Consider the following 20,789-nt stretch of genomic DNA (forward strand, 5'->3'; position numbering starts at 1 on the left):
CCGGGAACGTCTCAGCGATGTTGAGGCCGCCAGCACCGGCAGTTTCAGCAACAATGGTGAATAAATTAACGACAGGTCGCACGAATCCCAGGTCGGGTAAGCGGAGCGCCACCCGACAAAACAACGGCGCATCGGGCTAAGGCGCCGGGCAGCGGGGACAGGGTGCGCTCTGTTGCCCTCACCCCGGCCCTCTCCCACAGGGAGAGGGGGAAAACCGAGCCTCACTCCGGCTCTTCATACACAGGGAGAGGGGGGAAACCGGCAGTTTCAGTCGCCGCAAGTGGGTAAATTAACGACAGGTCGCACGGACCCCAGGTCGGGTAAGCGAAGCGCCACCCGACAAAACAGCGGCGCATCCGCTGACCTCACCTCATCCGGTGTTCTCCGTTGACCAGCGCTTCGCGATCGAAAAAGCGCTGGATCACACCCTCCGCCATAAACGCCGCCCGATCGGACATATGGGCGATGACGTCGGCATCGTGGCTCACCAGCAGATAGGTCATGCCGTGCTCCTGTTTCAGGCGGTTAAGCAGATTGAGAATTTCCGCCTGCACTGACATATCCAGCGCCGAGGTCGGCTCATCCAGCAGCAGGATCTGCGGGCGCAGCAGCAGGGCGCGGGCAATGGCTACGCGCTGCCGTTGCCCGCCGGAGAGCTGGTGTGGATAGCGGCGGACGGCGTCGGCGGCCAGACCCACCTGCTCAAGGGCGGTGGTCACTCGGGGGGCAACGTCGCGGATGCCGTGGATCTGCAGCGGCTCCGCCAGGGTGCGCCACAGAGTATGGTTGGGATGCAGCGAGGCGTACGGATCCTGAAACACCATCTGCACGTTGCGCCGCAGCGCGCCCTGAAAGCGGGCGCCCGGCGCGATGCCCTGGCCCAGCAGTTCTACGCTGCCGCGCCATTCGCGCTGTAATCCGGCGAGCACGCGCAAAATCGTCGATTTACCGCAGCCGGAGGCGCCGATCAGACTGAAGGTTTCCCCGGCGTCGACACAGAAACTGGCGGCAGAGACCGCCGTCTTCGCGCCGAATGTTACCTGCAAATCCTGAAGATTAACGATCGCCATGGGCCGTCTCCGTAAAGTCCTGGGTTCTGTCGAGGGTCGGCAGCATCTGGCCGTAGGTGTGCGCATTTGGCCGGCAGGTCCACAGGGTGCGGGTATAAGGGTGCGTCGCGCTCGGTAGCGCCCGCGCCGGCATCTCATCGACCTGTCTCCCCCGGTACATCACCAGCACGCGATCGCAATGCGCGGCCACCAGCGGCAGATCGTGGCTGATCAGTAGCATGGCCATCTGCCGCTGCGCGCACTGCTCCACCAGCAGCTCGAGGATCTGGTTGCGCAGGCGGGCGTCGAGGGCCGAAGTTGGCTCGTCGGCTATCAGCACCTTCGGGTTATTAAGCAGCGCGAGGGCGATCATCACCCGCTGCCCCATCCCGCCGGAGAGCTCGCCGGGATAGCGGCTGAGGACCGGCAGATCCAGACCGACGGCGGCGATGGCGTCTTTAACCGCCTCGGCGCGCCCACGGCGGCTGAGACGCTGATGCAGGGTTAACGCCTCTTCCAGTTGCGTCTGAATGGACTGCACAGGATTTAGCGCATAGCGCGGATCCTGCAGCACCATAGCGATATCGTTGCCGCGCAGCGCGCGCCAGCCGCGGGCGCTGAGGGTTAGCACATCGCGCCCCAGCACCTCCAGCCGTTCGGCGCTCACCACCCCGGGCTTGCGCACCAGGCCCATCAGCGCCCGGGCGGTCATCGATTTGCCGGAGCCGGATTCGCCCACCAGCGCCAGCCGCTCGTTGCCGAGGGTGAAGCTGACGTTGTCCACCACCCGGGCGGTGGGGTAGTCGACGGCGAGTCCCTGGACGGTCAGTCGGATGTCAGTCATGTTGCGGCTCCAGAATATCGCGCAGGCCATCGCCCAGCAGGTTAAACGCCAGGCTGGCGAGCAGGATCGCCGCGCCGGGGATGGCAGCGATCCACCACTGGTCGAAAATCACCTGCATCCCGTCGGCAATCATCGCTCCCCACTCCGCCATCGGCGGGCGGGCGCCCAGGCCGAGAAAGCCGAGCCCGGCGGCGGCGAGGATAATGCCCGCCAGATCGAGCGCCAGCCGGACAATCGCCGACGGCAGACACAGCGGCAGAATATGGCCGATCAGCAGCCGCCAGCCGCGAATGCCCAGCATCTCCGCCGCGGCGAGGTAATCGCTATGGCGCAGGCGCTGAATTTCGCTGCGCGCCTGACGGGCGTAGGCCGGCCAGGTGGTCAGGGCTAACGCCAGCGCGCCGTTGACCAGCCCCGGGCCGAGCATCGCCACGAACGCGAAGGCGAGGATCAGCCGCGGCATCGACATCACCACGTCGGTAAACCGCATCAGTATCCGCTCCAGCCACCCGCCATAGTAACCGGAGAGGATACCTACCAGCAGCCCGACGGGCAGGGTAATGGCGGTCACCAGCGCCACCAGACCCAGCGCCGGGCGGGTGCCGTAGAGCAGGCGCGACAGCAGGTCGCGGCCGTAGCTGTCGGTGCCGAGCCAGTGTCCCGCCCCCGGCCCCTGCAGGCGGGCGGCGGCATCCTGCCAGTTGGGATCGTGCGGCGCCAGCCACGGGGCGAACAGCGCCGTCAGTACCAGCAGGATCACCAGGGTCAGGCCACTGAAGGCGGCGGGTGAGCGGCGCAGACGGCGTAAAAACAGATAAGTCGGCATCAGCGCACCCTCGGATCGGTTAACCGCACCAGCAGGTCGGTCAGGTTATTGATCAGCACAAAACTCACGCCAATCAGCAGCGTGCCGCCCATGATCGCCGTGGTATCCCCGGCGAACAGCGCGGTGGTGAGGTAGCGGCCGATCCCCGGCCACGAGAAGACGGTTTCGGTGAGCACCGCCCCTTCGAGCATGGAGGTCCAGGCGAGAGCGGTCACCGTCAGCAGAGTGCCGCGGATATTGGGCAGGACGTGGCGCAGCAAAATCGTCATCTCTCCGGCCCCTTTGGCCCGCGCCAGCAGAATGTACTCTTTGTTCATCTCGCTCAGGCAGGCGGAGCGGGTCAGGCGGGTGATGCTCGCCAGCGAGTAATAGGCCAGCACCAGCACCGGCAGCGCCAGATGGCCGATGGCATTTTTAAACGCCGCGGTATCGCCGGAGAGCCAGGTGTCGATCAGCGCAAAACCGCTGCGCGGCTCGACGGTATACTGATAAATATCGTCGAGTCGACCCGGGCCCGGCGCCCACTGCAGCCGGGCGTAGAACAGGGCCAGCATCAGCAGGCCGAGCCAGAATATCGGCACCGAGTTGCCCAACAGGGTAAAGGTGCGCACCGCAAGATCCCACGGCGAACCGGCGTAACGCGCGCACAGCACCCCGGCGACGATGCCCAGTACCGCGCCGACGATCAGCGCCAGGGTCGCCAGCTCAAGGGTCGCCGGGAAGACCGCCAGCAGATCGTGGAGCACCGGCTGGCCGGTGGCGCTGGCGATGCCAAGATCGCCATGAGCCAGGTTGACCAGGTAGTGCCAGAACTGCACCGGCAGCGGCTGGTCGAGACCCAGCTGATGGCGAACCTGGTCATAGGTCGACTGGCTGGCATGGTCGCCGACGATCTGCAGTACGCGGTCGACGGGCGACAGCGCGGAGAGCGAGAAGGTGACCAGCAACAGCCCGAACAGCGTGAGCAGCAGCGTCAACAGCCCCTGCAGCAGGCGGGTAAGGTGAGTGGAAAACGATGGCATGGAAAATGGAAATTCCTGGTATATCAACATGATTCCCGGCGGCGCGACGCCCGCCGGGCCCGGGTGGCGAAACGGTCATCCGGGCAGGCGAGGACGCTGTGCCCGGTGACATAACCCGCTTACTTGGTGACGTTATCGTACCAGACCATATCGGCGTTCAGCCCCTGCTGATAGCCCTTCACGTTATCGCGTACCACGATCTGGGTTTTCCCCTGGTCAATAAAGACGTATGGCGAATGCTGCAGCAGGGATTCCTGCATCGTTTTGTATAGATCGAGGCGTTTCGCCGGGTCCGGCTCCGCCACCGCGGCGAGGGTGGCTTTATTCAGCTCAGGGATCTGCCAGCCGTTGAGCCCGGCCACGGTGCTGGATTTACCATCGTTCCAGGCAAAAGCGCTGGCGTTGGAATGCGCATCAAAGTAGTCCGGGATCCACAGGCGGATCGCCGCCTGATGCTGTTTCGCGCGTACCCGGGCATAGACCTGGCTGCCGGCGGCCGGCAGCAGATCCACTTTCACCCCGCCCTGGGCAAAGCTGGCCTGCAGCGACTGGGCGATGGTGATAAACGGCGGTTTGTTCTCCACGTCTAGGGTGAAGTGGGCATCCTTAATGCCCGCTTTATCGAGGATAGCCTTAGCTTTTTGCGGGTCGAAGGTGAACGGATTGGTCTCCAGCGCCCCCGGCAGGCCGGCCGGCAGGAAGCTTTGGTGAATAAAGTACTGGCCTTTCAGCAGGTTTTTGGTGATGCCCTCATAATCGACCAGCCAGCGCGCCGCCTCCCAGAAGGCCGGATTATTCAGCAGCGGGTTGGCGCTGTTGGCGGTATTAAACACCAGATAGTTCTGCTCGGCGGACGGGATGCTCAGCACCTTCACGCCGGGTTTATCCTGCAGGGCGGCAATCTGGTCAGCGCCGAGATCGCGGGCCACGTCGGCATCCCCCTGCTGGATCAGCAGGCGGCGGGAAGCCGGGTCGGGGACGTTTTTAATAATGATGCTCTTGATCTTCGGCGCGCCGGTGGGGGAGCTGGCGTTGGCTTCCAGCACGATGGCCTGATGCGGCTGGTAGACGCGCATTTTATAGGCCCCGCTGCCCGCCGAGTGCATCTTCAGCCAGTCGTTGCCGAAGTCATTATTTTTCGCGTTCGGCGCCACCTGTTTTTCATCAACGATGGAGGCGATAGGGGTGGAGAGAATATTCAGCGCCACCGCCGGGCTGACGTCGGCGGTCCAGTGCAGCGTCAGGGTATGGTCATCAATCTTTTTCAGCTGGCTGGCGATGTTGTCCGGCTGCCAGCCGAGCACGTTGAGAATAAACGCCGGCGATTTATTCAGCGTCACCGCACGGGTGTAAGAGAAAATCACATCTTCCGGGCGCAGCGGATTACCGGAGGCGAATTTAGCATCCGGCTTCAGTTTGATGGTCAGGGTTTTCGCCGCCGGATCGGCCTGCCAGCTTTCGGCGAGGATCGGTACGATTTTTTCAGGGTTGTTGCGGTCCGGCTGCACCAGACGCTGATAGAGGCTGGGGACCGTCTGAATGCTGGAGAGTTCGTTCGCTTCCGCCGGGTCGAGGCTGACGATATCGTCGAGACCCTGGGCGACCACCAGCGTGTTGGGCGGTGTAGCGGCATGCGCGGCGGCGGTGAGCGCCGTCAATACCAGTAAAGGCAACAGTTTTTTGGTCATGTGCAATCCCTGAAAAATGGTTGTTTTAATTTTTTATGCCTCGCTACGTTAGGCCGCTTGCCAAAAGGCGTAAAGTCAAAATAAGGATATCCTTATGCTAAAAATGCATATTCAAGAACGACAGGTTATTGCCGGCCGCGCAGAAGCGTCTTTCTCCGCTTCTGGCTTCTTGCTATAACAAATTGTCTATTGCAAGGAGGTGGGTGTGCCGGAAATCAATGAGTTTGGCCAGCAGGTGAACGACCTTGTTCCTGGCTGGCAGGGGGCGCAAGTCCTGCGGCGGACGGCGTTAAATGGCCGTTTTTGTCGACTGGAGCCGCTGGACGTTGACCGTCATGCGGCGGATCTGTTTGCCGCCTATGCGCTCGGCGACAACAGCGACTGGACGTGGCTGGCGTCTACGCGGCCGGAGAGCGTGGCGGCGACCGCCCACTGGATCGCGGGCAAGGTGAATGATGATGCTCTGGTGCCGTATGCGGTGGTTGACCTGCGTAGTGAGCAGGCGGTGGGCATCGTCAGCTATATGGCGATCGAGCGGGAAATGGGCACGGTTGAGATCGGCCATGTCACCTGGTCGCGACGGATGAAAAACACCCCGCTGGGTACCGAAGCGGTCTGGTTGTTGCTGAAGAACGGCTTTGACCACGGCTATCGTCGGCTGGAGTGGAAATGCGATTCGATGAATGTCGCCTCGCGCCGGGCCGCCGAGCGGCTGGGCTTTAGCTGGGAAGGACGTCTGCGGCAGAGGCTGGTGCGCAAAGGGCGGACGCGCGACAGCGATATGCTGTCCATCATAGACGGCGAGTGGCCTGCGCGCGATGCGGCGCTGCGGGCGTGGCTGGCGGCGGAGAACTTTACTGCCGACGGGCAGCAGATCAAACGCCTTGAGTCATTTCGTTAGGCCTGTATGGTGAATGGGCAGAGTGCATCATGCCAACTGCCCATACAAAGGCTATTTCTCGATCATCTGAATAATTTGATCCCGGTTAATAGCATGTTCATTTCCCGCGATGTCCTCATAGGTGATTAACCCATTATCGTTATCGACCTCCGGTTTACCGTGGGTGATAATCATCTCACCATTTTTTTTCTCTAATACATAATTGCTGGAACACCCCGCAACGGTGAACGTTAATAATGCCAAACCGAATACTGCAACGAACTTTTTCATTGTGCTACCTGTTGTAAGAAAGCCACGGTGGGCCGCAGAATATGACAGACTAACCAGTTATCGAAAGTGGGTCATAATTAACACCGAATAAAGTATTAACATGGCGACTAACGTAATAACCACAATACGACGTTCAAGGGGCGTGGCCTTTTTCTTAGATTCATCATCTGGTTTTGTTAACATGATATTCTCTCTGTTAGCCCTGTCAGTGCTCCCGATTCCGACACCGGCAGAGGTGAGTTCTCGGCAATATTGTCGGGATGAACGACTTGCTAGTTGTTATTTAATACCCAGAGTTAAAGTAACGATTCCAGTGATAACCATTAAAAGACCCGTTCAGGCATTTTGGCTAACACAACATTAAAAATCTCATTTTATGGCTGAAGCTGGCTATGCCTGCCGCAGACTCTGTTGCGCAGGCAGCACGCTTATTATTTTTTTCGCCTGTAACGGATAAAAATACCTGATATTATCAATGCTCCGGGGCTGGAAACGGCAAACCCCGGATGACGTTATTGCATGATCCTCACCAAAATATTAAACAGACGTATTTAATATGATGAGAACAGGCGTTCGCCGCTAAGTTAATATGATGCTATAGGTTCGTCGATTTACAGAATAAAGGTACCTTCAATAACCAGACAGGCTTCGCCTGATAGTTCAACACGTCCGTTATCTTTTATGTGGCAGAAGAGTTCTCCCTTACGGTTGCCACCTTGCTGGGCATGAAGGGTTTTTTTCGCCAGTTTTTCACTCCACAGCGGCGCCAGAAAAGTATGTGCCGAACCGGTGACCGGATCTTCGTTGACTCCCACCTGCGGACCGAACCAGCGAGAACGAAAATCGAAGGTCCGGGATGCGGCCGTGACCACCACGCCACGAGTGTTGAAGGCATTCAAGGCGTTAAAGTCGGGTTTAAGCGCGTCCAGCAGCGCTTCATCATCAATGACGACAATAATATCGGAGGCTTGCCAGGTTTCACCTGCGTCTTCAGCCAGCCCCAGGGCCTTGAACAACCCTTGCGGCGCGGCGATGGGGGACGGAACAACCAGCGGAAAATCCAGGGTATATTTTCCGTCATGCAGCGTGACGTCCAGCGCGCCGCTGCGAGTGAAAAAACGCACCCGCTCGCGCGCTTGTTGATTGAGCAGCACGCTGGCCGCAGCCAGCGTGGCATGACCGCAGAGATCCACCTCGACGGCCGGGGTAAACCAGCGTAACCCGAAACCGTCAGGCTGCCTGACAACAAAGGCCGTTTCCGACAGGTTGTTTTCCGTCGCAATGTGCTGCAGCACGCTATCTTCAGGCCACGTCTCCAGCAAACAAACCGCGGCGGGATTGCCGGTAAAGGGGCCTTTCGAAAAAGCATCGACCTGATAAAAGCGAATGCGCTGCTGTGAATTATTTTTCATTCATCACCTCAAGGTCATTATAAACCGTATATCGTGTTACCCCCAGGGCCTGAGCCGCCTGCTGCACGCCCCCGCGCATCTTGAAAATACCTTTCGTATGCATTTCAGCGACAATTTTTAAACGCTGCGCTTTTTGTATTTTTTTACCCGGCACTGAATATTTATCAATGATTTCCTGAATTGACTGATCGATCAGCCCACCCAAATTAAGATCGACCGCCTCAGCGGCCTCTGACGGCGATGGCAGCAGCGCGTCAAGGCTTTTGCGTATTTGCTCATAAGGCGAGGGGTCGACATTAATACAGAAGGCGATAAGCGGATATCCCTCTTCGCTGTAATAAATTGTCGATGCGCTATTGAGCGTTTTCCCCGAAGCGGTGACGGTTTTATAATCGCTTATGGTTCTCGGCTTGTTGTTATTCGTCTTCTGCAGCAGCAGCGCAAAACCGGTATCTTTTTCCGGACCGGCTAACAAATGATCGCCATTACCCCTACCGCTAACATGTCCGTTAATGATTTTGATAATGGAATGTTCAGGGGTAGTGAGATTATGCAACACCACCTCCTGATTCGCTGATAATGTCCCCGCCATAGCGTCCATGGCTGCTTCAAGCGGCCCGGCAATCTGTGCAACCTGCTGTGTGTACTCTGATGTCATGGATGATCCTTTGCTTGCATCGTGATCAGGAAGCGATCCCGGAGCGCCATTTTACCATGGGAGATACGCTGACAGGATTAAATTATACGCATAATGTTTAATTATCAACAAAAAGTTGAATTTATAGTTTGGACAGCGTACCTTTTGCTGCAGAAAGCGTCAGCGCTCATGTCGGGTGCGTCTTTATGTTATGGAAATATAATGAGAATTTACGGCGTGATGGCCATTGCCGTTCTGCTGGTGGCCTGCGGAGTCATTCACCCCTTCGGCGACAAAACCGTCTATCAGTCCTATTCAGTATCCGATCGGCCGGGGCTGCAGTGGCGCTATGACTGCATACGCAGCGCCCTGAAGCCGCAAGGCTATGAGGTTGAGCGCATCTTCCCTGAGCAGAATGCGCCAAACTTCTTTGATATTTCGCAGTACGGCACACGAGTCGCCCAGATCGATATGTACCAGGTGGCTGGGGCGAGGACGATAAGTATCACCCTGATATCCGGTGCAAAACAGGTGAATGCTGCTGTTGATAGCATTATTCAGCCGTGCCTTGAGCGCTAAGGGATGCTGGAAAGGTGAGGAGTGTCCTTTCCGCACGGGAAAGGACAAGTGCGGCATAGACGATTAGCGGCGAACCGGCGCGTCGCCAGCGACATAATACGCCGCGGTGCTGCGCGGCAGCGGCTGGCGGCCGCGAATGGCGTCAGCCATCTTCTCGCCGATCATAATGGTGGTGGCGTTGAGGTTGCCGGTGATGATCTGCGGCATAATCGAGGCATCGACCACCCGCACGCCTTCCAGACCGTGGACGCGGCCCTCGCCATCGACCACCGCCATCTCGTCGTAACCCATCTTACAGGTCCCGCACGGGTGGAACGCGGTCTCGGCGTGGTTGCGCACAAACTCATCCAGCTCGGCATCGCTCTGGCATTCTGTTCCCGGACTGATTTCGCGGCCGCGATACTTATCCAGCGCCGGCTGGTTCATGATTTCGCGGGTAATGCGGATGGCGTCGCGGAACTCCTGCCAGTCCTGCTCATGGGACATATAGTTAAACAGGATCGCCGGATGGGCGTGCGGGTCGCGCGACTTCAGGCGCACGTGGCCGCGGCTGGGCGAACGCATTGAACCGACGTGGCACTGGAAGCCGTGCTCTTTCACCGCGTTGGAGCCATTGTAGTTAATCGCCACCGGCAGGAAGTGGTACTGAATGTTCGGCCAGGCGAACTCTGCGCGGCTGCGGATAAAACCGCCTGCTTCGAACTGGTTGCTGGCGCCGATGCCGGTGCCGCCGAACAGCCACTCGGCGCCGATCTTCGGCTGGTTCCACCACTGTAGCGCCGGGTAGAGCGACACCGGCTCTTTGCATTCATATTGCAGATACATCTCCAGATGGTCCTGCAGGTTCTCACCCACGCCGGGGAGATCGTGCACCACCGGGATATCGAACTGCCTGAGCAGCTCCGGGTTACCCACGCCGGAGCGCTGCAGGATCTGCGGCGAGGCAATCGCCCCGGCGCACAGCAGCACCTCTTTGTTGGCCGTCGCTTTTGACGGGATCGTGCTTTCTCCCTCCAGCCACTCGACGCCCACCGCGCGCTTGCCGGCAAAAATAATGTGATCGGTCAGCGCATGGGTGCGGATGGTCAGGTTCGGGCGCCCTCGCGCCTGGTCGAGATAGCCGCGGGCGGTACTGGCGCGACGGCCCTGCGGCGTCACGGTGCGGTCCATCGGGCCAAAGCCTTCCTGCTGGTAGCCGTTGAGATCGTCGGTACGCGGATAGCCCGCCTGCACCCCGGCTTCAACCATCGCCTCGAAGAGCGGATTATTGCCCGGCTTCGGTGTCGTCACGCTCACCGGGCCATCGCCGCCGTGGTAGTCGTTAGGCCCGATATCGCGGGTTTCCGCTTTCCGGTAGTAGGGCAGGCAGTCGAGATAGCTCCAGTGTTCCAGACCCGGCTCTTTGGCCCAGTTATCCAGATCCATCGCGTTACCGCGAATGTAGCACATGCCGTTGATCAGCGAGGAGCCGCCGAGCCCTTTGCCGCGTCCGCACTCCATGCGGCGATGGTTCATGTACGGCTCAGGTTCGGTTTCGTACGCCCAGTTGTAGCGCTTGCCCTGCAGCGGGTAAGCCAGCGCGGCGGGCATCTGGGTGCGGAAATCGAACCGGTAGTCCGGGCCGCCGGCTTCCAGCAGCAGGACGGTGGTGTTTGGATCTTCAGTCAGTCGTGTTGCCAGAACGTTGCCGGCGGAGCCGGCACCAATAATGATGTAGTCAAATTGCAAAAAAACCTCCCGGTTAAAATATGGACTGGAATTTACCCATCTCAACCTGGATGGACTTCACCTGGGTGTAACTCTGCAGCGTCATGACGCCATTCTCGCGGCCAATGCCGGAGTGCTTATAGCCGCCAACCGGCATCTCCGCCGGGGATTCACCCCAGCTGTTGATCCAGCAGATGCCGGCTTCCAGCTGGTGGATAAGACGGTGGGCACGGTTGAGGTTGGGCGTCACCACGCCGGCGGCGAGGCCGTATTCGGTGGCGTTGGCGCGGCGAATGACCTCCGCTTCGTCGGTATAGCTGAGGATCGACATCACCGGGCCGAAGATCTCTTCGCGCACGATAGTCATCTCGTCGCTACAGTCGGTAAACACCGTCGGGGCGACCCACGCGCCGTTATCGAAACCGTCGCCTTTCAGCGCCTCGCCGCCGCACAGCAGGCGCGCGCCTTCGTGTTTGCCGCTCTCGATATAGCGCAGAACGTTGTCGCGATGGGGGAAGCTGACCAGCGGGCCGAAGTTGGTGTCATCGGCAAACAGATCGCCGGGGCGGATGCGGCCCACGCGTTCGAGGATCTTGTGCTCGAATTCCGCCTTCTGTTTCGCCGGGACAAACACCCGGGTGCCGTTGGTGCACACCTGACCGGAGCTGTAGAAGTTGGCCATCATGGCGATATCGGCGGCGAGGTCGAGGTCGGCATCGTCGGCGATAATCAGCGGCGATTTACCGCCCAGCTCCATGGTGACCTCTTTCAGCGACGAGGCCGCGGAGTTGGCCATCACTTTTTTGCCGCTGGCGACGCCGCCGGTGAAGGAGATTTTGGCGATACCCGGATGTTCGGTCAGATACTGGCCGGTCTCCGCGCCGATCCCCGGCAGCACGTTAAACACCCCGTCCGGCAGGCCCGCTTCGCTGTAAATTTCCGCCAGCTTGAGGGCGGTGAGCGGGGTGACCTCGCTCGGTTTGAAAATCATCGCATTGCCGGCGGCCAGCGCTGGCGCCGATTTCCACAGGGCGATCTGGATCGGGTAGTTCCACGCGCCGATCCCGGCTACCACCCCCAGCGGTTCGCGACGGGTATAGACGAAGGAACTGTCGCGCAGCGGGATCTGGCTACCTTCCAGCGCCGGGATCAAGCCAGCGTAATACTCCAGCACGTCGGCGCCGGTGACGATATCGACGGCGGCGGTTTCGCTGAGGGGTTTCCCGGTATCCAGCGTCTCCAGCCGCGCCAGCTCATCGTTGCGCTGGCGCAGAAGGTCGACGGCGCGACGCAGGATGCGCGAGCGTTCCATGGCGGTCATCGCCGCCCAGATTTTTTGCCCACGCTGCGCGCTTTCAACGGCGCGGTCGACATCCTCGCGTCCGGCAGCCTGAACGGTCGCCAGCACCTCGCCAGTGGCAGGGTTGATGGTCTCGAAGGTGCGACCGCTGGTGGCCGATGTATAACCACCATTAATATAAAGCTGCTGTTCTGCCATTCGGGACATAACGCCTCCTCGGTTATGGGTTCGGTAAATGCTGACGAATAAAGTGGCTGGTCAGCGACTGCGCCAGCGTCTTATCCAGCGGTTTGCCGCTGAGCGCCGCCCGCAGCCACAGGCCGTCTATCAGCGCCGCCAGCCCGTAGCCGGCCTCCTGCGCCTGCTCGCGCGGCAGCTCGCGGCGGAATTCGTACACCAGGTTCGACAGCAGCCGACGGCTGCTGACCTGCTGTAACCGATAAAGCATCGGCTGGTGCATGCTGCTGGCCCAGAAGGCCAGCCAGGCCTTCATCGCCGCGCTGCTGATCTGCGTCTCATCAAAGTTGCCGCCGACAATCGCCTGCAGGCGCTGGCTGGCGCTGCCGTCCGGCAGGGCGTGCAGACGGTTGAGCACCGCGTCGCGCAGCTGGCTGGTGATGTCGCGCATGGTCGCCTCCAGCAGACCATTTTTATCTTTGAAATAGTGACTGATGATCCCCGTCGATACGCCCGCCCGTCGGGCGATCTGCGCGATGGTCGCATCATGCATTCCGACTTCATTTATAGCGTCCAGCGTGGCGTCGATCAGTTGCCTGCGCCGGATTGGCTGCATCCCCAGTTTGGGCATTTTTGCCACTCCATTCATCAGCGTTGGTTAACTATTAAAGCTGTTTTTGATTGGACGTTCAATATAAAATGTGTCTTAATTGTTACGTTATTGAATTTTAATAGTTACAAAAACAGTGGGGATACTGGATGACAGATCTTTCGCAAAACAGAGAAAAGGACAAAATCAATCCGGTGGTTTTTTATACCTCGGCCGGACTGATTTTGTTGTTTTCCCTGATGACGATCTTTTTTCGCGATTTTTCTGCCGAGTGGATTGGGCGCACCCTCAACTGGGTGTCGAAAACCTTCGGCTGGTACTATCTGCTGGCGGCGACGCTGTATATCGTCTTTGTCGTCTGCATTGCCTGCTCGCGCTTCGGCTCGGTGAAGCTCGGCCCGGAGCAGTCCAAGCCCGAGTTCAGCTTGCTGAGCTGGGCGGCGATGCTGTTTGCCGCCGGGATCGGTATCGACCTGATGTTCTTCTCGGTCGCCGAGCCGGTGACGCAATATATGCAGCCGCCGGAAGGGGCGGGGCAGACCATCGAGGCGGCGCGCCAGGCGATGGTCTGGACGCTGTTTCACTATGGCTTAACCGGTTGGTCAATGTATGCCCTGATGGGCATGGCGCTGGGATACTTTAGCTATCGTTATAATTTGCCGCTCACCATCCGCTCGGCGCTGTACCCGATTTTTGGCAAACGGATCAATGGGCCCATCGGCCACAGCGTCGATATTGCGGCGGTGATCGGCACCATCTTCGGCATCGCCACCACCCTCGGTATCGGCGTCGTGCAGCTCAACTACGGTCTGAGCGTGCTGTTCGATATTCCGGACTCGCTGGCGGCGAAAGCGGCCCTGATTGCGCTGTCGGTGATCATCGCCACCATCTCGGTCACCTCCGGGGTGGACAAGGGCATCCGCGTGCTCTCCGAGCTGAACGTCGCCCTCGCGCTGGGGCTGATCCTGTTCGTGCTGTTCATGGGCGATACCTCCTTCCTGCTCAATGCGTTAGTGCTGAACGTCGGCGACTACGTCAATCGCTTTATGGGGATGACGCTGAACAGCTTCGCCTTCGACCGGCCGGTGGAATGGATGAATAACTGGACGCTCTTTTTCTGGGCGTGGTGGGTGGCCTGGTCGCCGTTTGTGGGCCTGTTCCTGGCGCGCATTTCGCGCGGGCGCACCATCCGCCAGTTTGTGATGGGCACCCTGATTATTCCCTTCACCTTTACCCTGCTGTGGCTATCGGTGTTCGGCAACAGCGCGCTGTATGAGATTATTCACGGCGACGCGGCCTTTGCCGAGGAGGCGATGGTCCACCCGGAACGCGGATTCTACAGCCTGCTGGCGCAGTACCCGGCGTTTACCTTTAGCGCGTCGGTGGCGACCATTACCGGTCTGCTGTTCTACGTCACCTCCGCCGACTCCGGCGCGCTGGTGCTGGGGAACTTCACCTCGAAGCTGAAGGACATCAACAGCGACGCCCCGAACTGGCTGCGCATCTTCTGGTCGGTGGCCATCGGTCTGTTGACCCTCGGGATGCTGATGACCAACGGCATCTCGGCGCTGCAGAACACCACGGTGATCATGGGTCTGCCGTTCAGCTTTGTGATTTTCTTCGTGATGGCCGGACTGTATAAATCCCTGAAAGTGGAAGATTACCGCCGGGTCAGCGCCAGTCGCGACACCGCCCCGCGTCCGATGGGCCTCCAGGATCGTCTGAGCTGGAAGAAGCGCCTGTCGCGGCTGATGAATTACCCGGGCACGCGTTATACCAAACAGATGATGGAGACGGTGTGCTACCCGGCGATGGAAGAGGTAGCCCAGGAGCTGCGGCTGCGCGGCGCCGCGGTGGAACTGAAGAGCCTGCCGCCGGAAGAGGGCGAGAACCTGGGCCACCTCGATCTGCTGGTGCACATGGGCGACGAGCAGAACTTTATCTACAAGATCTGGCCGCAGCAGTACTCGGTGCCGGGCTTTACCTATCGGGCGCGCAGCGGGAAATCCACCTATTACCGGCTGGAGACCTTCCTGCTGGAGGGCAGTCAGGGTAACGACCTGATGGACTACAGCAAAGAGCAGGTGATCACCGATATTCTCGACCAGTACGAACGGCACCTGAACTTTATCCATCTGCACAGGGAAGCGCCGGGGAACAGCGTGATGTTCCCGGATGGCTAATCAGGGGATCCCCCGTCGGGAAAAGGCTGACGGGGGCGACGGGCGGTTACGGGTAGTTAAAGGCGTCCGGATGGTTGTCGAGGCTACCGCTGAGGGCGGCAAACAGCACGGTTTTGCCATCGATGGACAGGGCATCGCTGACGTTAAGCCAGGTCAGCTTCTCCTGGTCGGTTTTTTCATCGACCACCGAGTACACGCCCGACATCTGTTGGCTTTTCTCGGACCAGATCACCGCGATACGTTCATGACCGCAGTCGTGGGGTTTGCAGGCGCTTAACACCTGCCAGGATTCGCTACCCAGCTTCACCGTCTGCGCCGGTGAACCGGTGCCGCCGGTGGTTACCCAGGCGGGCAGCTGATGGCCTTTGACCATCTGGTTAAACGACGCCCGGGTGGCGGCATCGTGGGCCAGACTGTTCAACGTGACATCGCCTTGCGCCATGACGCTGGCGGAGGCGGCTAAGGTGATGATAGCGGTAAGCGCTTTAAACATGTTTCCTCCTGGACTTATTCCGTCCTCATAACAAGCCTCTTTATAGTGAGCGTAGGGAATGATTAATGCAAACTCTGACATATTTTCTGTGAATGATTAGAAGCGGTGCGCGCATGGACGTTACGCTAAGCGATATGCCATGATGCGGATTGATTTATTTTCCAAATATATGCCCTTGTGATAAAGCAGTCAGCGAAATGGCATAGTTATTCAGGCGATATAGCATGGCGTATGTGAATCATCTACTGACGTTTATTGAGAGTAATCCGGCGCTGGCGGTGGGGTTTAATCTTATTCTGCTGCTGGTCTCCGGCATATTTGCCCATCTTTTATGCAAGTTCTTGCTGATTAAAGTGGTGCGTAAGGTCTTCTTTAGTAGCCACAAACAGGATGTGCCGCTGGAGAAGGATCGACGCATCGCCGAAAAACTGTCCAATTTCATTCCGGTTATTATCGTCTATTACGTCCTGCAGTTTATGCCGGCGATGCCGGCATCGCTGGTGACGGCGATTAATACCATCTGCGGGATCTTGTTTTTTATTTTTATGTCGGTGTTTTTCAACGAGATGCTGGATATTGTCAACAGCTCTTATCTGCGAAAGACCAAACGTAAAAATCATTCCATTAAGGGCTATATCCAGATAGGCAAAATCTTAGTTCACATCCTGGCGGCGATTATGATCCTCGCCGTGATGTCGAACAAATCGCCGATCATTATTATCTCCAGTCTGGGGGCCGTGGCGGCGGTGCTGATGATCGTGTTCCAGCATACCCTGCTGTCGCTGGTGGCGAACGTTCAGTTGTCGTCTAACGACGTTCTCCAGCTGGGGGACTGGATTGAAATGCCTGACAAGAACCTCAGCGGTGAAGTGACGGATATCGCGCTGCACACCATTACCATCCGCAACTGGGACAATACCATCTCCCGCATCCCGACGAAGAATTTCCTCACCGAGACCTATACCAACTGGCAGGCGATGTTCTCCTCCGGGGCGCGGCGGATCATGCGCAGTATCGCCATCGATCAGCACTCGGTGCGTTTTCTCGACCAGGAGATGCTCTCCTCGATGCTAACCATCCGCGGGGTGAGTGAGCCTTTGGGCACGCTGCTTGACGGCCGGGATCCCGGCGGCGTGGCCGACCGCTGGTTTGTCGATAACGGGCTGACCAACCTGACCCTGTTTCGCCACTATCTGATGCACTATCTCGCCGAGCGACCGGATATTATTAAGGAGATGTACATTGTGGCGAGAACGCTGAAACCGTCGCCGTCGGGCATCCCGCTGGAGATTTACTGCTTCACCTCCTCGACGCTGTGGAAAGACTACGAAAACACCCAGTCGGCGATATTTGAGTACATTACCGCGGTGGCCGGACAGTTTTCCCTGCGACTTTATCAGTATCCCGCCGGGCACGATTTCTGGCGTCTCTCCCAGGAGCACGCCGCCCGGACGGGCCTGCCGCCTTCGGCCGAAGGCTAAGCGCTGATTTGCTGGCGCCAGAGGGCGATCTCCTCCCCCAGCCAGGCGATGAACCGGGCGACTTCCGGCCGGTTCTCCGCCTGCGGGGAGACGGTTAGCCAGTAGTGCCAGGGGTAGGGGACGGTGACGGCGGTGAGCTGCACAAGCTCGCCGCGGGCTATCGCCCCCGCCACCAGCGAGCGCCGCTCCAGCGCTACGCCGGCCCCCAGGCGGACCGCCTCCAGCACCAGATTGGAGTCGTTCAGACGCAGGCCCGCGGGGACGATCGGCTTTTCCAGTCCCGCCTGGCTGCACCAGGCATGCCAGGACTCCATGGAAAAAATAATATCGCTGGCGGCGATCGCCTGCGGGGTGGTCGGCAGGTCGCCGCTGCGATAGTGCGGCGCGGCCACCACCAGTTGTTCATCGGCAAACAGATGCCGGCTTTCCATCCCCTCCCAGTCGCCTTGCCCCATGCGAATGGCCAGATCAATACCCTCCTGTTGCAGGTTAACCACCGCCAGGCTGGTCAGCAGGCGCACCGCGATCTGCGGATGCCGCGCCTGAAAGCGCGCCAGCCGCGGCAGCAGCCAGTGGCAGCCAAAGGAGGGGAGCGTCGCCAGGGTCACTTCCAGGGTGCGGGGTTTGATCTGCACCATGCGCGTGGCGTCGGCGATGTGCTGTAACGCCTCGCGGATTTGCAGGGCATAGAGCCGTCCTTCTTCCGTGATGCGCACCCCGCGGCCGTGGCGGATAAAGAGCGTGACGCCGACCAGCGCTTCCAGCTGTTTGATGTGCTGGCTGACCGCCGAATGGGTCACGCTCAACTCGTGGGCGGCCTGCGTCACGCTGCCGAGGCGCGCCACCGCCTCAAAGCTGCGCAGGCTGGCGACAGGGGGAAAATCTGCCATGGTGGTTTCTCTGTCAGTGAGTCGATACGTTAACGTTACTACCGGGTTAGCGGCTTTTAAAGCCGCTGCAAACAAGCTGAAAAGGAGCCAAATGCTGCCTCAGTCGGTATAGCACAAGGGGAACTGGAGGGCTACCGCGAATCGCCAATCTGTTAGTTTGACTAACCATTGCGGTAAGTATCCCGTGATATTCGCGGCCTCGGTTTTCCAGTAAGGTAAAGCCGCAACCCCTTTATCGCAGGCAGGAGTGACGATGAAACTCATTGGTATGATGGATTCACCTTATGTAAGACGCGTGGCGGTTTCTCTGGCGCTCTATGGCGTGGAATTCGAGAGCCTGCCGCTCTCGGTCTTTAGCGGCTTTGACGAATTTTCCCGTATTAATCCGGTGGTCAAGGCGCCGACGGTGGTGCTCGATAACGGGACGCAACTGATGGACTCCACCCTGATCCTCCACTATTTCGAAACGACCAATCCCACCGGGCGCCGGCTGCTTCCCGCGCATCCCGAGGCGCTGGCCCGCGATCTGCACCTGCTGGGGGTGATCCTCGCCGCCAGTGAAAAAGCGGTCCAGCATGTTTATGAGCACCGTCTGCGGCCGGAAGAGAAGCAGCATCAGCCGTGGATAGCCCGGGTGACCGGCCAACTGCTCGCCGCCTGTCGGGAATGGGACGCCCGGCTGGCAGACCGCGCCGCCGCCGCGCAGCCGGATCAGGTGCTGGTCACCAGCACGGTGGTCTGGTCCTTTATCCAGTTGATGATCCCGGCGGTGGTGTCGGCAGCGGCGTTTCCTCATATCCGCGCGCTGGCGGAGAAGGGGGAGGCGCTGCCGGTATTTCAACAGTATCCGCTGGTTTAACGGCAGGGATGGAGAGGGGCGCCGCAGCGTGGCGCCCTGAAGCAGGAGAGGATCACCAGCAGACAAACCCGCCGTCGACCACCAGGTCTACGCCGGTGCAGAACGAGGCGGCGTCGCTGGCGAGGAACAGCGCCGGGCCGGCCATCTCTTCCACCTTCGCCATTCGCTGCATCGGCGTCTGGCTTTCAAACTCGCGGGTCTGGTGCACCATCTCCGGACGGGTATTCATCGGCGTGGCGGTATATCCCGGGCTGATGGAATTGACGCGGATCCCTTTGCCCACCCACTCCATCGCCAGGCTTTTCGACAGATGGATCACGCCGGCTTTAGAGCAGTTGTAATGTGCCTGGTCGAGGCCGCGGTTAACGATAATCCCCGACATCGAGGCGATATTAATAATCGACCCGCCGCCGGACTCCAGCATCAGTTCCGCTTCAGCTTTGCAGGAGTTCCATACGCCGGTGAGATTGATATCGATCACCCGCTGCCATTGCTCGCTCTCCATCTCCAGCGCCGGATTGGCGTTGGCGATCCCGGCGGCGTTGACGGCGATGTCGAGGCGGCCAAAGCGGTTTTTGGCCAGCGCGACGGCGGCGCGCAGGTCGGCAATCTGGCGGACATCGCCGGTATAAGAACAAGCCTGACCGCCGATGGATTCAATATGGCTGACCGTTTCCGCCAGCCCGCCGTCGTCGCGAAGATCAAAACAGACTACCCGCGCACCCGCGCTGGCGAGGCTGCAGGCGATGGTCTGGCCGATACCGCTGCCGGCGCCGGTGACGAAGGCGACGCGCCCCTGCAGGTTAAACAGCTGCTGTGCAAAATCTTTACCGATCATAATGTTTACTCTCTTCAATATAGTGTCGAACGTCGGGAGCCCTTTTTCCCGAATGGCGGCGCGTAGCGCCTTATCCGGGCAACCTTTCGGCGGTGTTACGTAGCCCCGGTAAGCGTAACGCCACCGGGGGGCCGTCCCGGCGTGGTGGCGCCAATGCGGGACGCCTTATTCGGGCGATGGGGCCCGCTAACCCGCGGGGAATTACGACATAATCAAACCGCCATCGATATTGATGGTCTGCCCGGTGAGGTAGCGTGCGTCGTCGGAGGCGAGGAAGGCCACCAGCCCGGCCACGTCTTCCGGTTTACCGGCGCGTTTCATCGGAATGCCCTCGACCCACTCGGCCATCAGTTCGCCCTTGCCGTAGCGCTTCTGCTCGGTGCTGAGAATTTCGCCCCACACGCGATCGTTGTAATCCCACATTTCGCTTTCAATAATGCCCGGGCAGAAGGCGTTGACGGTGATATTCCACGGCGCCAGCTCGTGAGCCAGGCTTTGGGTAATGCCGATCACGCCCATTTTGCTGGCGGCATAATGCGGCGTGTAGATAAAGCCCTGTCGCCCCTGGCCGGAAGAGGTATTGATCAGGCTGCCGTGATTCTGTTTCACCATATATTTGGCCGCCTCGCGGCAGCACAGCCACACGCCGGTGGTGTTGACCGCCAGCACTTTTTCGAAATCGGCTTTTGGCATCCGGTCGTAGTAATCGATGGTGATCACTCCGGCGTTCTGAATGGAGACGTCAATGGTGCCGAAGCGCGCGGCGGCCTGCTCATACAGCGACTGCACCTGGGCTTCATCGGTGACATCGACCTGCAGCGATAAAATATCCGCCTGATAGCGCTGACGCAGGGTTTCGGCGGTCTCGTGAACGCGCTCGGCGTTGGAGACCATCACCAGATTCGCGCCGTCGCGGGCAAAGCGCTCCGCAATACCTGCGCCGATGCCGCGGCAGGCGCCGGTGATCACCACCGTTTTGTTCTGGAAATCTCGTTGCATATTTTTTCCCTTTCGCTGAGCCGG

20 protein-coding genes and 1 pseudogene are annotated in these 20,789 nt (G+C 59.4%); 6 read left to right on the plus strand and 15 right to left on the minus strand.

Going from position 1 to position 20,789, the window contains the following annotated elements:
• Nucleotides 1–365: 365 nt before the first annotated feature.
• From N438_RS05230 to N438_RS05250, 5 genes are all read right to left on the minus strand, one after another.
• A complete protein-coding gene (locus N438_RS05230) occupies nt 366–1,070 on the minus strand; it encodes an ABC transporter ATP-binding protein (RefSeq protein ID WP_008805556.1) in 705 nt (234 codons plus the stop codon).
• Nucleotides 1,057–1,893, minus strand: coding sequence for an ABC transporter ATP-binding protein (locus tag N438_RS05235; RefSeq protein WP_023297191.1), 837 nt, complete (start codon nt 1,891–1,893; stop codon nt 1,057–1,059). Before N438_RS05235 ends, N438_RS05230 begins: the two co-directional genes overlap by 14 nt.
• Nucleotides 1,886–2,719, minus strand: a complete 834-nt coding sequence (locus N438_RS05240) for an ABC transporter permease (RefSeq protein WP_008805558.1) — start codon at nt 2,717–2,719, stop codon at nt 1,886–1,888. Before N438_RS05240 ends, N438_RS05235 begins: the two co-directional genes overlap by 8 nt.
• Entirely contained in the window at nt 2,719–3,741 is a 1,023-nt protein-coding gene (locus tag N438_RS05245) for an ABC transporter permease (protein WP_008805559.1), read from the minus strand. Before N438_RS05245 ends, N438_RS05240 begins: the two co-directional genes overlap by 1 nt.
• A gap of 119 nt (nt 3,742–3,860) precedes the next feature.
• The gene (locus N438_RS05250; protein ID WP_008805560.1) at nt 3,861–5,429 is read right to left on the minus strand and encodes an ABC transporter substrate-binding protein; all 1,569 of its coding nucleotides are present in this window, start codon (nt 5,427–5,429) and stop codon (nt 3,861–3,863) included.
• Nucleotides 5,430–5,634: 205 nt separating this feature from the next.
• Here N438_RS05250 and N438_RS05255 point away from each other — a divergent pair, with 205 nt between their 5' ends.
• Nucleotides 5,635–6,330 (plus strand): GNAT family protein, encoded by a 696-nt coding sequence (locus tag N438_RS05255; RefSeq protein ID WP_012968739.1) that lies wholly within the window; start codon nt 5,635–5,637, stop codon nt 6,328–6,330.
• A 51-nt stretch (nt 6,331–6,381) separates the two neighbouring features.
• Here the strand turns inward: N438_RS05255 and N438_RS05260 are convergent, their stop codons facing one another.
• The 3 genes from N438_RS05260 to N438_RS05270 all read right to left on the minus strand — a co-directional run bounded on the left by N438_RS05260 (nt 6,382) and on the right by N438_RS05270 (nt 8,670).
• Entirely contained in the window at nt 6,382–6,600 is a 219-nt protein-coding gene (locus tag N438_RS05260; RefSeq protein WP_012542507.1) for a YgdI/YgdR family lipoprotein, read from the minus strand.
• A 611-nt stretch (nt 6,601–7,211) separates the two neighbouring features.
• Complete coding sequence (locus tag N438_RS05265; RefSeq protein ID WP_012542505.1) at nt 7,212–8,012, minus strand: PhzF family phenazine biosynthesis protein; 801 nt, start codon at nt 8,010–8,012, stop codon at nt 7,212–7,214.
• The gene (locus N438_RS05270) at nt 8,002–8,670 is read right to left on the minus strand and encodes a PAS domain-containing protein (protein ID WP_012542504.1); all 669 of its coding nucleotides are present in this window, start codon (nt 8,668–8,670) and stop codon (nt 8,002–8,004) included. Before N438_RS05270 ends, N438_RS05265 begins: the two co-directional genes overlap by 11 nt.
• A 201-nt stretch (nt 8,671–8,871) precedes the next feature.
• On the opposite strand from N438_RS05270, the gene N438_RS05275 reads away from it, so the two are divergent.
• Nucleotides 8,872–9,228: a hypothetical protein gene (locus N438_RS05275; protein ID WP_012542503.1), complete on the plus strand. Its 357-nt coding sequence runs from the start codon at nt 8,872–8,874 to the stop codon at nt 9,226–9,228.
• A 63-nt stretch (nt 9,229–9,291) separates the two neighbouring features.
• On the opposite strand, the gene betA is transcribed toward N438_RS05275, so the two are convergent.
• From betA to betI, 3 genes are read right to left on the minus strand one after another with little or no spacing between them, the layout of a single operon-like run.
• Nucleotides 9,292–10,956, minus strand: a complete 1,665-nt coding sequence (gene betA, locus N438_RS05280) for a choline dehydrogenase (protein WP_022064795.1) — start codon at nt 10,954–10,956, stop codon at nt 9,292–9,294.
• Nucleotides 10,957–10,969: 13 nt separating this feature from the next.
• On the minus strand, nt 10,970–12,442 hold the full coding sequence (gene betB, locus N438_RS05285; protein WP_022064796.1) for a betaine-aldehyde dehydrogenase: 1,473 nt from the start codon (nt 12,440–12,442) through the stop codon (nt 10,970–10,972).
• A 13-nt stretch (nt 12,443–12,455) separates the two neighbouring features.
• The gene (gene betI, locus N438_RS05290) at nt 12,456–13,043 is read right to left on the minus strand and encodes a transcriptional regulator BetI (protein ID WP_004151671.1); all 588 of its coding nucleotides are present in this window, start codon (nt 13,041–13,043) and stop codon (nt 12,456–12,458) included.
• A gap of 128 nt (nt 13,044–13,171) precedes the next feature.
• On the opposite strand from betI, the gene betT reads away from it, so the two are divergent.
• Nucleotides 13,172–15,205: a choline BCCT transporter BetT gene (betT, locus tag N438_RS05300; RefSeq protein ID WP_008805564.1), complete on the plus strand. Its 2,034-nt coding sequence runs from the start codon at nt 13,172–13,174 to the stop codon at nt 15,203–15,205.
• A 46-nt stretch (nt 15,206–15,251) separates the two neighbouring features.
• Here the strand turns inward: betT and ivy are convergent, their stop codons facing one another.
• Entirely contained in the window at nt 15,252–15,698 is a 447-nt protein-coding gene (ivy, locus tag N438_RS05305; RefSeq protein WP_008805565.1) for an Ivy family C-type lysozyme inhibitor, read from the minus strand.
• Nucleotides 15,699–15,922: 224 nt separating this feature from the next.
• On the opposite strand from ivy, the pseudogene N438_RS28720 reads away from it, so the two are divergent.
• A pseudogene (locus tag N438_RS28720) lies at nt 15,923–16,343 on the plus strand (hypothetical protein).
• A 107-nt stretch (nt 16,344–16,450) separates the two neighbouring features.
• Nucleotides 16,451–17,179, plus strand: coding sequence for a mechanosensitive ion channel domain-containing protein (locus N438_RS28725; RefSeq protein ID WP_323053535.1), 729 nt, complete (start codon nt 16,451–16,453; stop codon nt 17,177–17,179).
• On the opposite strand, the gene N438_RS05315 is transcribed toward N438_RS28725, so the two are convergent.
• A complete protein-coding gene (locus N438_RS05315; RefSeq protein ID WP_023322206.1) occupies nt 17,176–18,069 on the minus strand; it encodes a LysR substrate-binding domain-containing protein in 894 nt (297 codons plus the stop codon). The genes N438_RS28725 and N438_RS05315 overlap by 4 nt on opposite strands.
• A 253-nt stretch (nt 18,070–18,322) precedes the next feature.
• On the opposite strand from N438_RS05315, the gene N438_RS05320 reads away from it, so the two are divergent.
• A complete protein-coding gene (locus N438_RS05320) occupies nt 18,323–18,928 on the plus strand; it encodes a glutathione S-transferase (protein ID WP_023287352.1) in 606 nt (201 codons plus the stop codon).
• A gap of 52 nt (nt 18,929–18,980) precedes the next feature.
• Here N438_RS05320 and N438_RS05325 read toward each other — a convergent pair whose 3' ends face one another.
• Together N438_RS05325 and N438_RS05330 are read right to left on the minus strand one after the other, a co-directional pair.
• Nucleotides 18,981–19,766, minus strand: coding sequence for an SDR family oxidoreductase (locus tag N438_RS05325; RefSeq protein ID WP_023297198.1), 786 nt, complete (start codon nt 19,764–19,766; stop codon nt 18,981–18,983).
• Between the two features lie 201 nt (nt 19,767–19,967).
• Entirely contained in the window at nt 19,968–20,765 is a 798-nt protein-coding gene (locus tag N438_RS05330; protein WP_004191416.1) for an SDR family oxidoreductase, read from the minus strand.
• Nucleotides 20,766–20,789 lie beyond the last annotated feature (24 nt).

It is taken from the genome of Klebsiella sp. GL120222-02, from assembly GCF_003097195.1.
GTDB classification, from domain to species: domain Bacteria; phylum Pseudomonadota; class Gammaproteobacteria; order Enterobacterales; family Enterobacteriaceae; genus Klebsiella; species Klebsiella variicola.

Excerpts from the sequence above, each read along its gene's own strand:
- N438_RS05230 (WP_008805556.1), bottom strand. The coding sequence starts at position 1,070 with ATGGCGATCGTTAATCTTCAGGATTTGCAGGTAACATTCGGCGCGAAG.
- N438_RS05235 (WP_023297191.1), bottom strand. The coding sequence starts at position 1,893 with ATGACTGACATCCGACTGACCGTCCAGGGACTCGCCGTCGACTACCCC.
- N438_RS05240 (WP_008805558.1), bottom strand. The coding sequence starts at position 2,719 with ATGCCGACTTATCTGTTTTTACGCCGTCTGCGCCGCTCACCCGCCGCC.
- N438_RS05245 (WP_008805559.1), bottom strand. The coding sequence starts at position 3,741 with ATGCCATCGTTTTCCACTCACCTTACCCGCCTGCTGCAGGGGCTGTTG.
- N438_RS05250 (WP_008805560.1), bottom strand. The coding sequence starts at position 5,429 with ATGACCAAAAAACTGTTGCCTTTACTGGTATTGACGGCGCTCACCGCC.
- N438_RS05260 (WP_012542507.1), bottom strand. The coding sequence starts at position 6,600 with ATGAAAAAGTTCGTTGCAGTATTCGGTTTGGCATTATTAACGTTCACC.
- N438_RS05265 (WP_012542505.1), bottom strand. The coding sequence starts at position 8,012 with ATGAAAAATAATTCACAGCAGCGCATTCGCTTTTATCAGGTCGATGCT.
- N438_RS05270 (WP_012542504.1), bottom strand. The coding sequence starts at position 8,670 with ATGACATCAGAGTACACACAGCAGGTTGCACAGATTGCCGGGCCGCTT.
- N438_RS05275 (WP_012542503.1), top strand. The coding sequence starts at position 8,872 with ATGAGAATTTACGGCGTGATGGCCATTGCCGTTCTGCTGGTGGCCTGC.
- betB (WP_022064796.1), bottom strand. The coding sequence starts at position 12,442 with ATGTCCCGAATGGCAGAACAGCAGCTTTATATTAATGGTGGTTATACA.
- betI (WP_004151671.1), bottom strand. The coding sequence starts at position 13,043 with ATGCCCAAACTGGGGATGCAGCCAATCCGGCGCAGGCAACTGATCGAC.
- betT (WP_008805564.1), top strand. The coding sequence starts at position 13,172 with ATGACAGATCTTTCGCAAAACAGAGAAAAGGACAAAATCAATCCGGTG.
- ivy (WP_008805565.1), bottom strand. The coding sequence starts at position 15,698 with ATGTTTAAAGCGCTTACCGCTATCATCACCTTAGCCGCCTCCGCCAGC.
- N438_RS28725 (WP_323053535.1), top strand. The coding sequence starts at position 16,451 with ATGATCGTGTTCCAGCATACCCTGCTGTCGCTGGTGGCGAACGTTCAG.
- N438_RS05315 (WP_023322206.1), bottom strand. The coding sequence starts at position 18,069 with ATGGCAGATTTTCCCCCTGTCGCCAGCCTGCGCAGCTTTGAGGCGGTG.
- N438_RS05320 (WP_023287352.1), top strand. The coding sequence starts at position 18,323 with ATGAAACTCATTGGTATGATGGATTCACCTTATGTAAGACGCGTGGCG.
- N438_RS05325 (WP_023297198.1), bottom strand. The coding sequence starts at position 19,766 with ATGATCGGTAAAGATTTTGCACAGCAGCTGTTTAACCTGCAGGGGCGC.
- N438_RS05330 (WP_004191416.1), bottom strand. The coding sequence starts at position 20,765 with ATGCAACGAGATTTCCAGAACAAAACGGTGGTGATCACCGGCGCCTGC.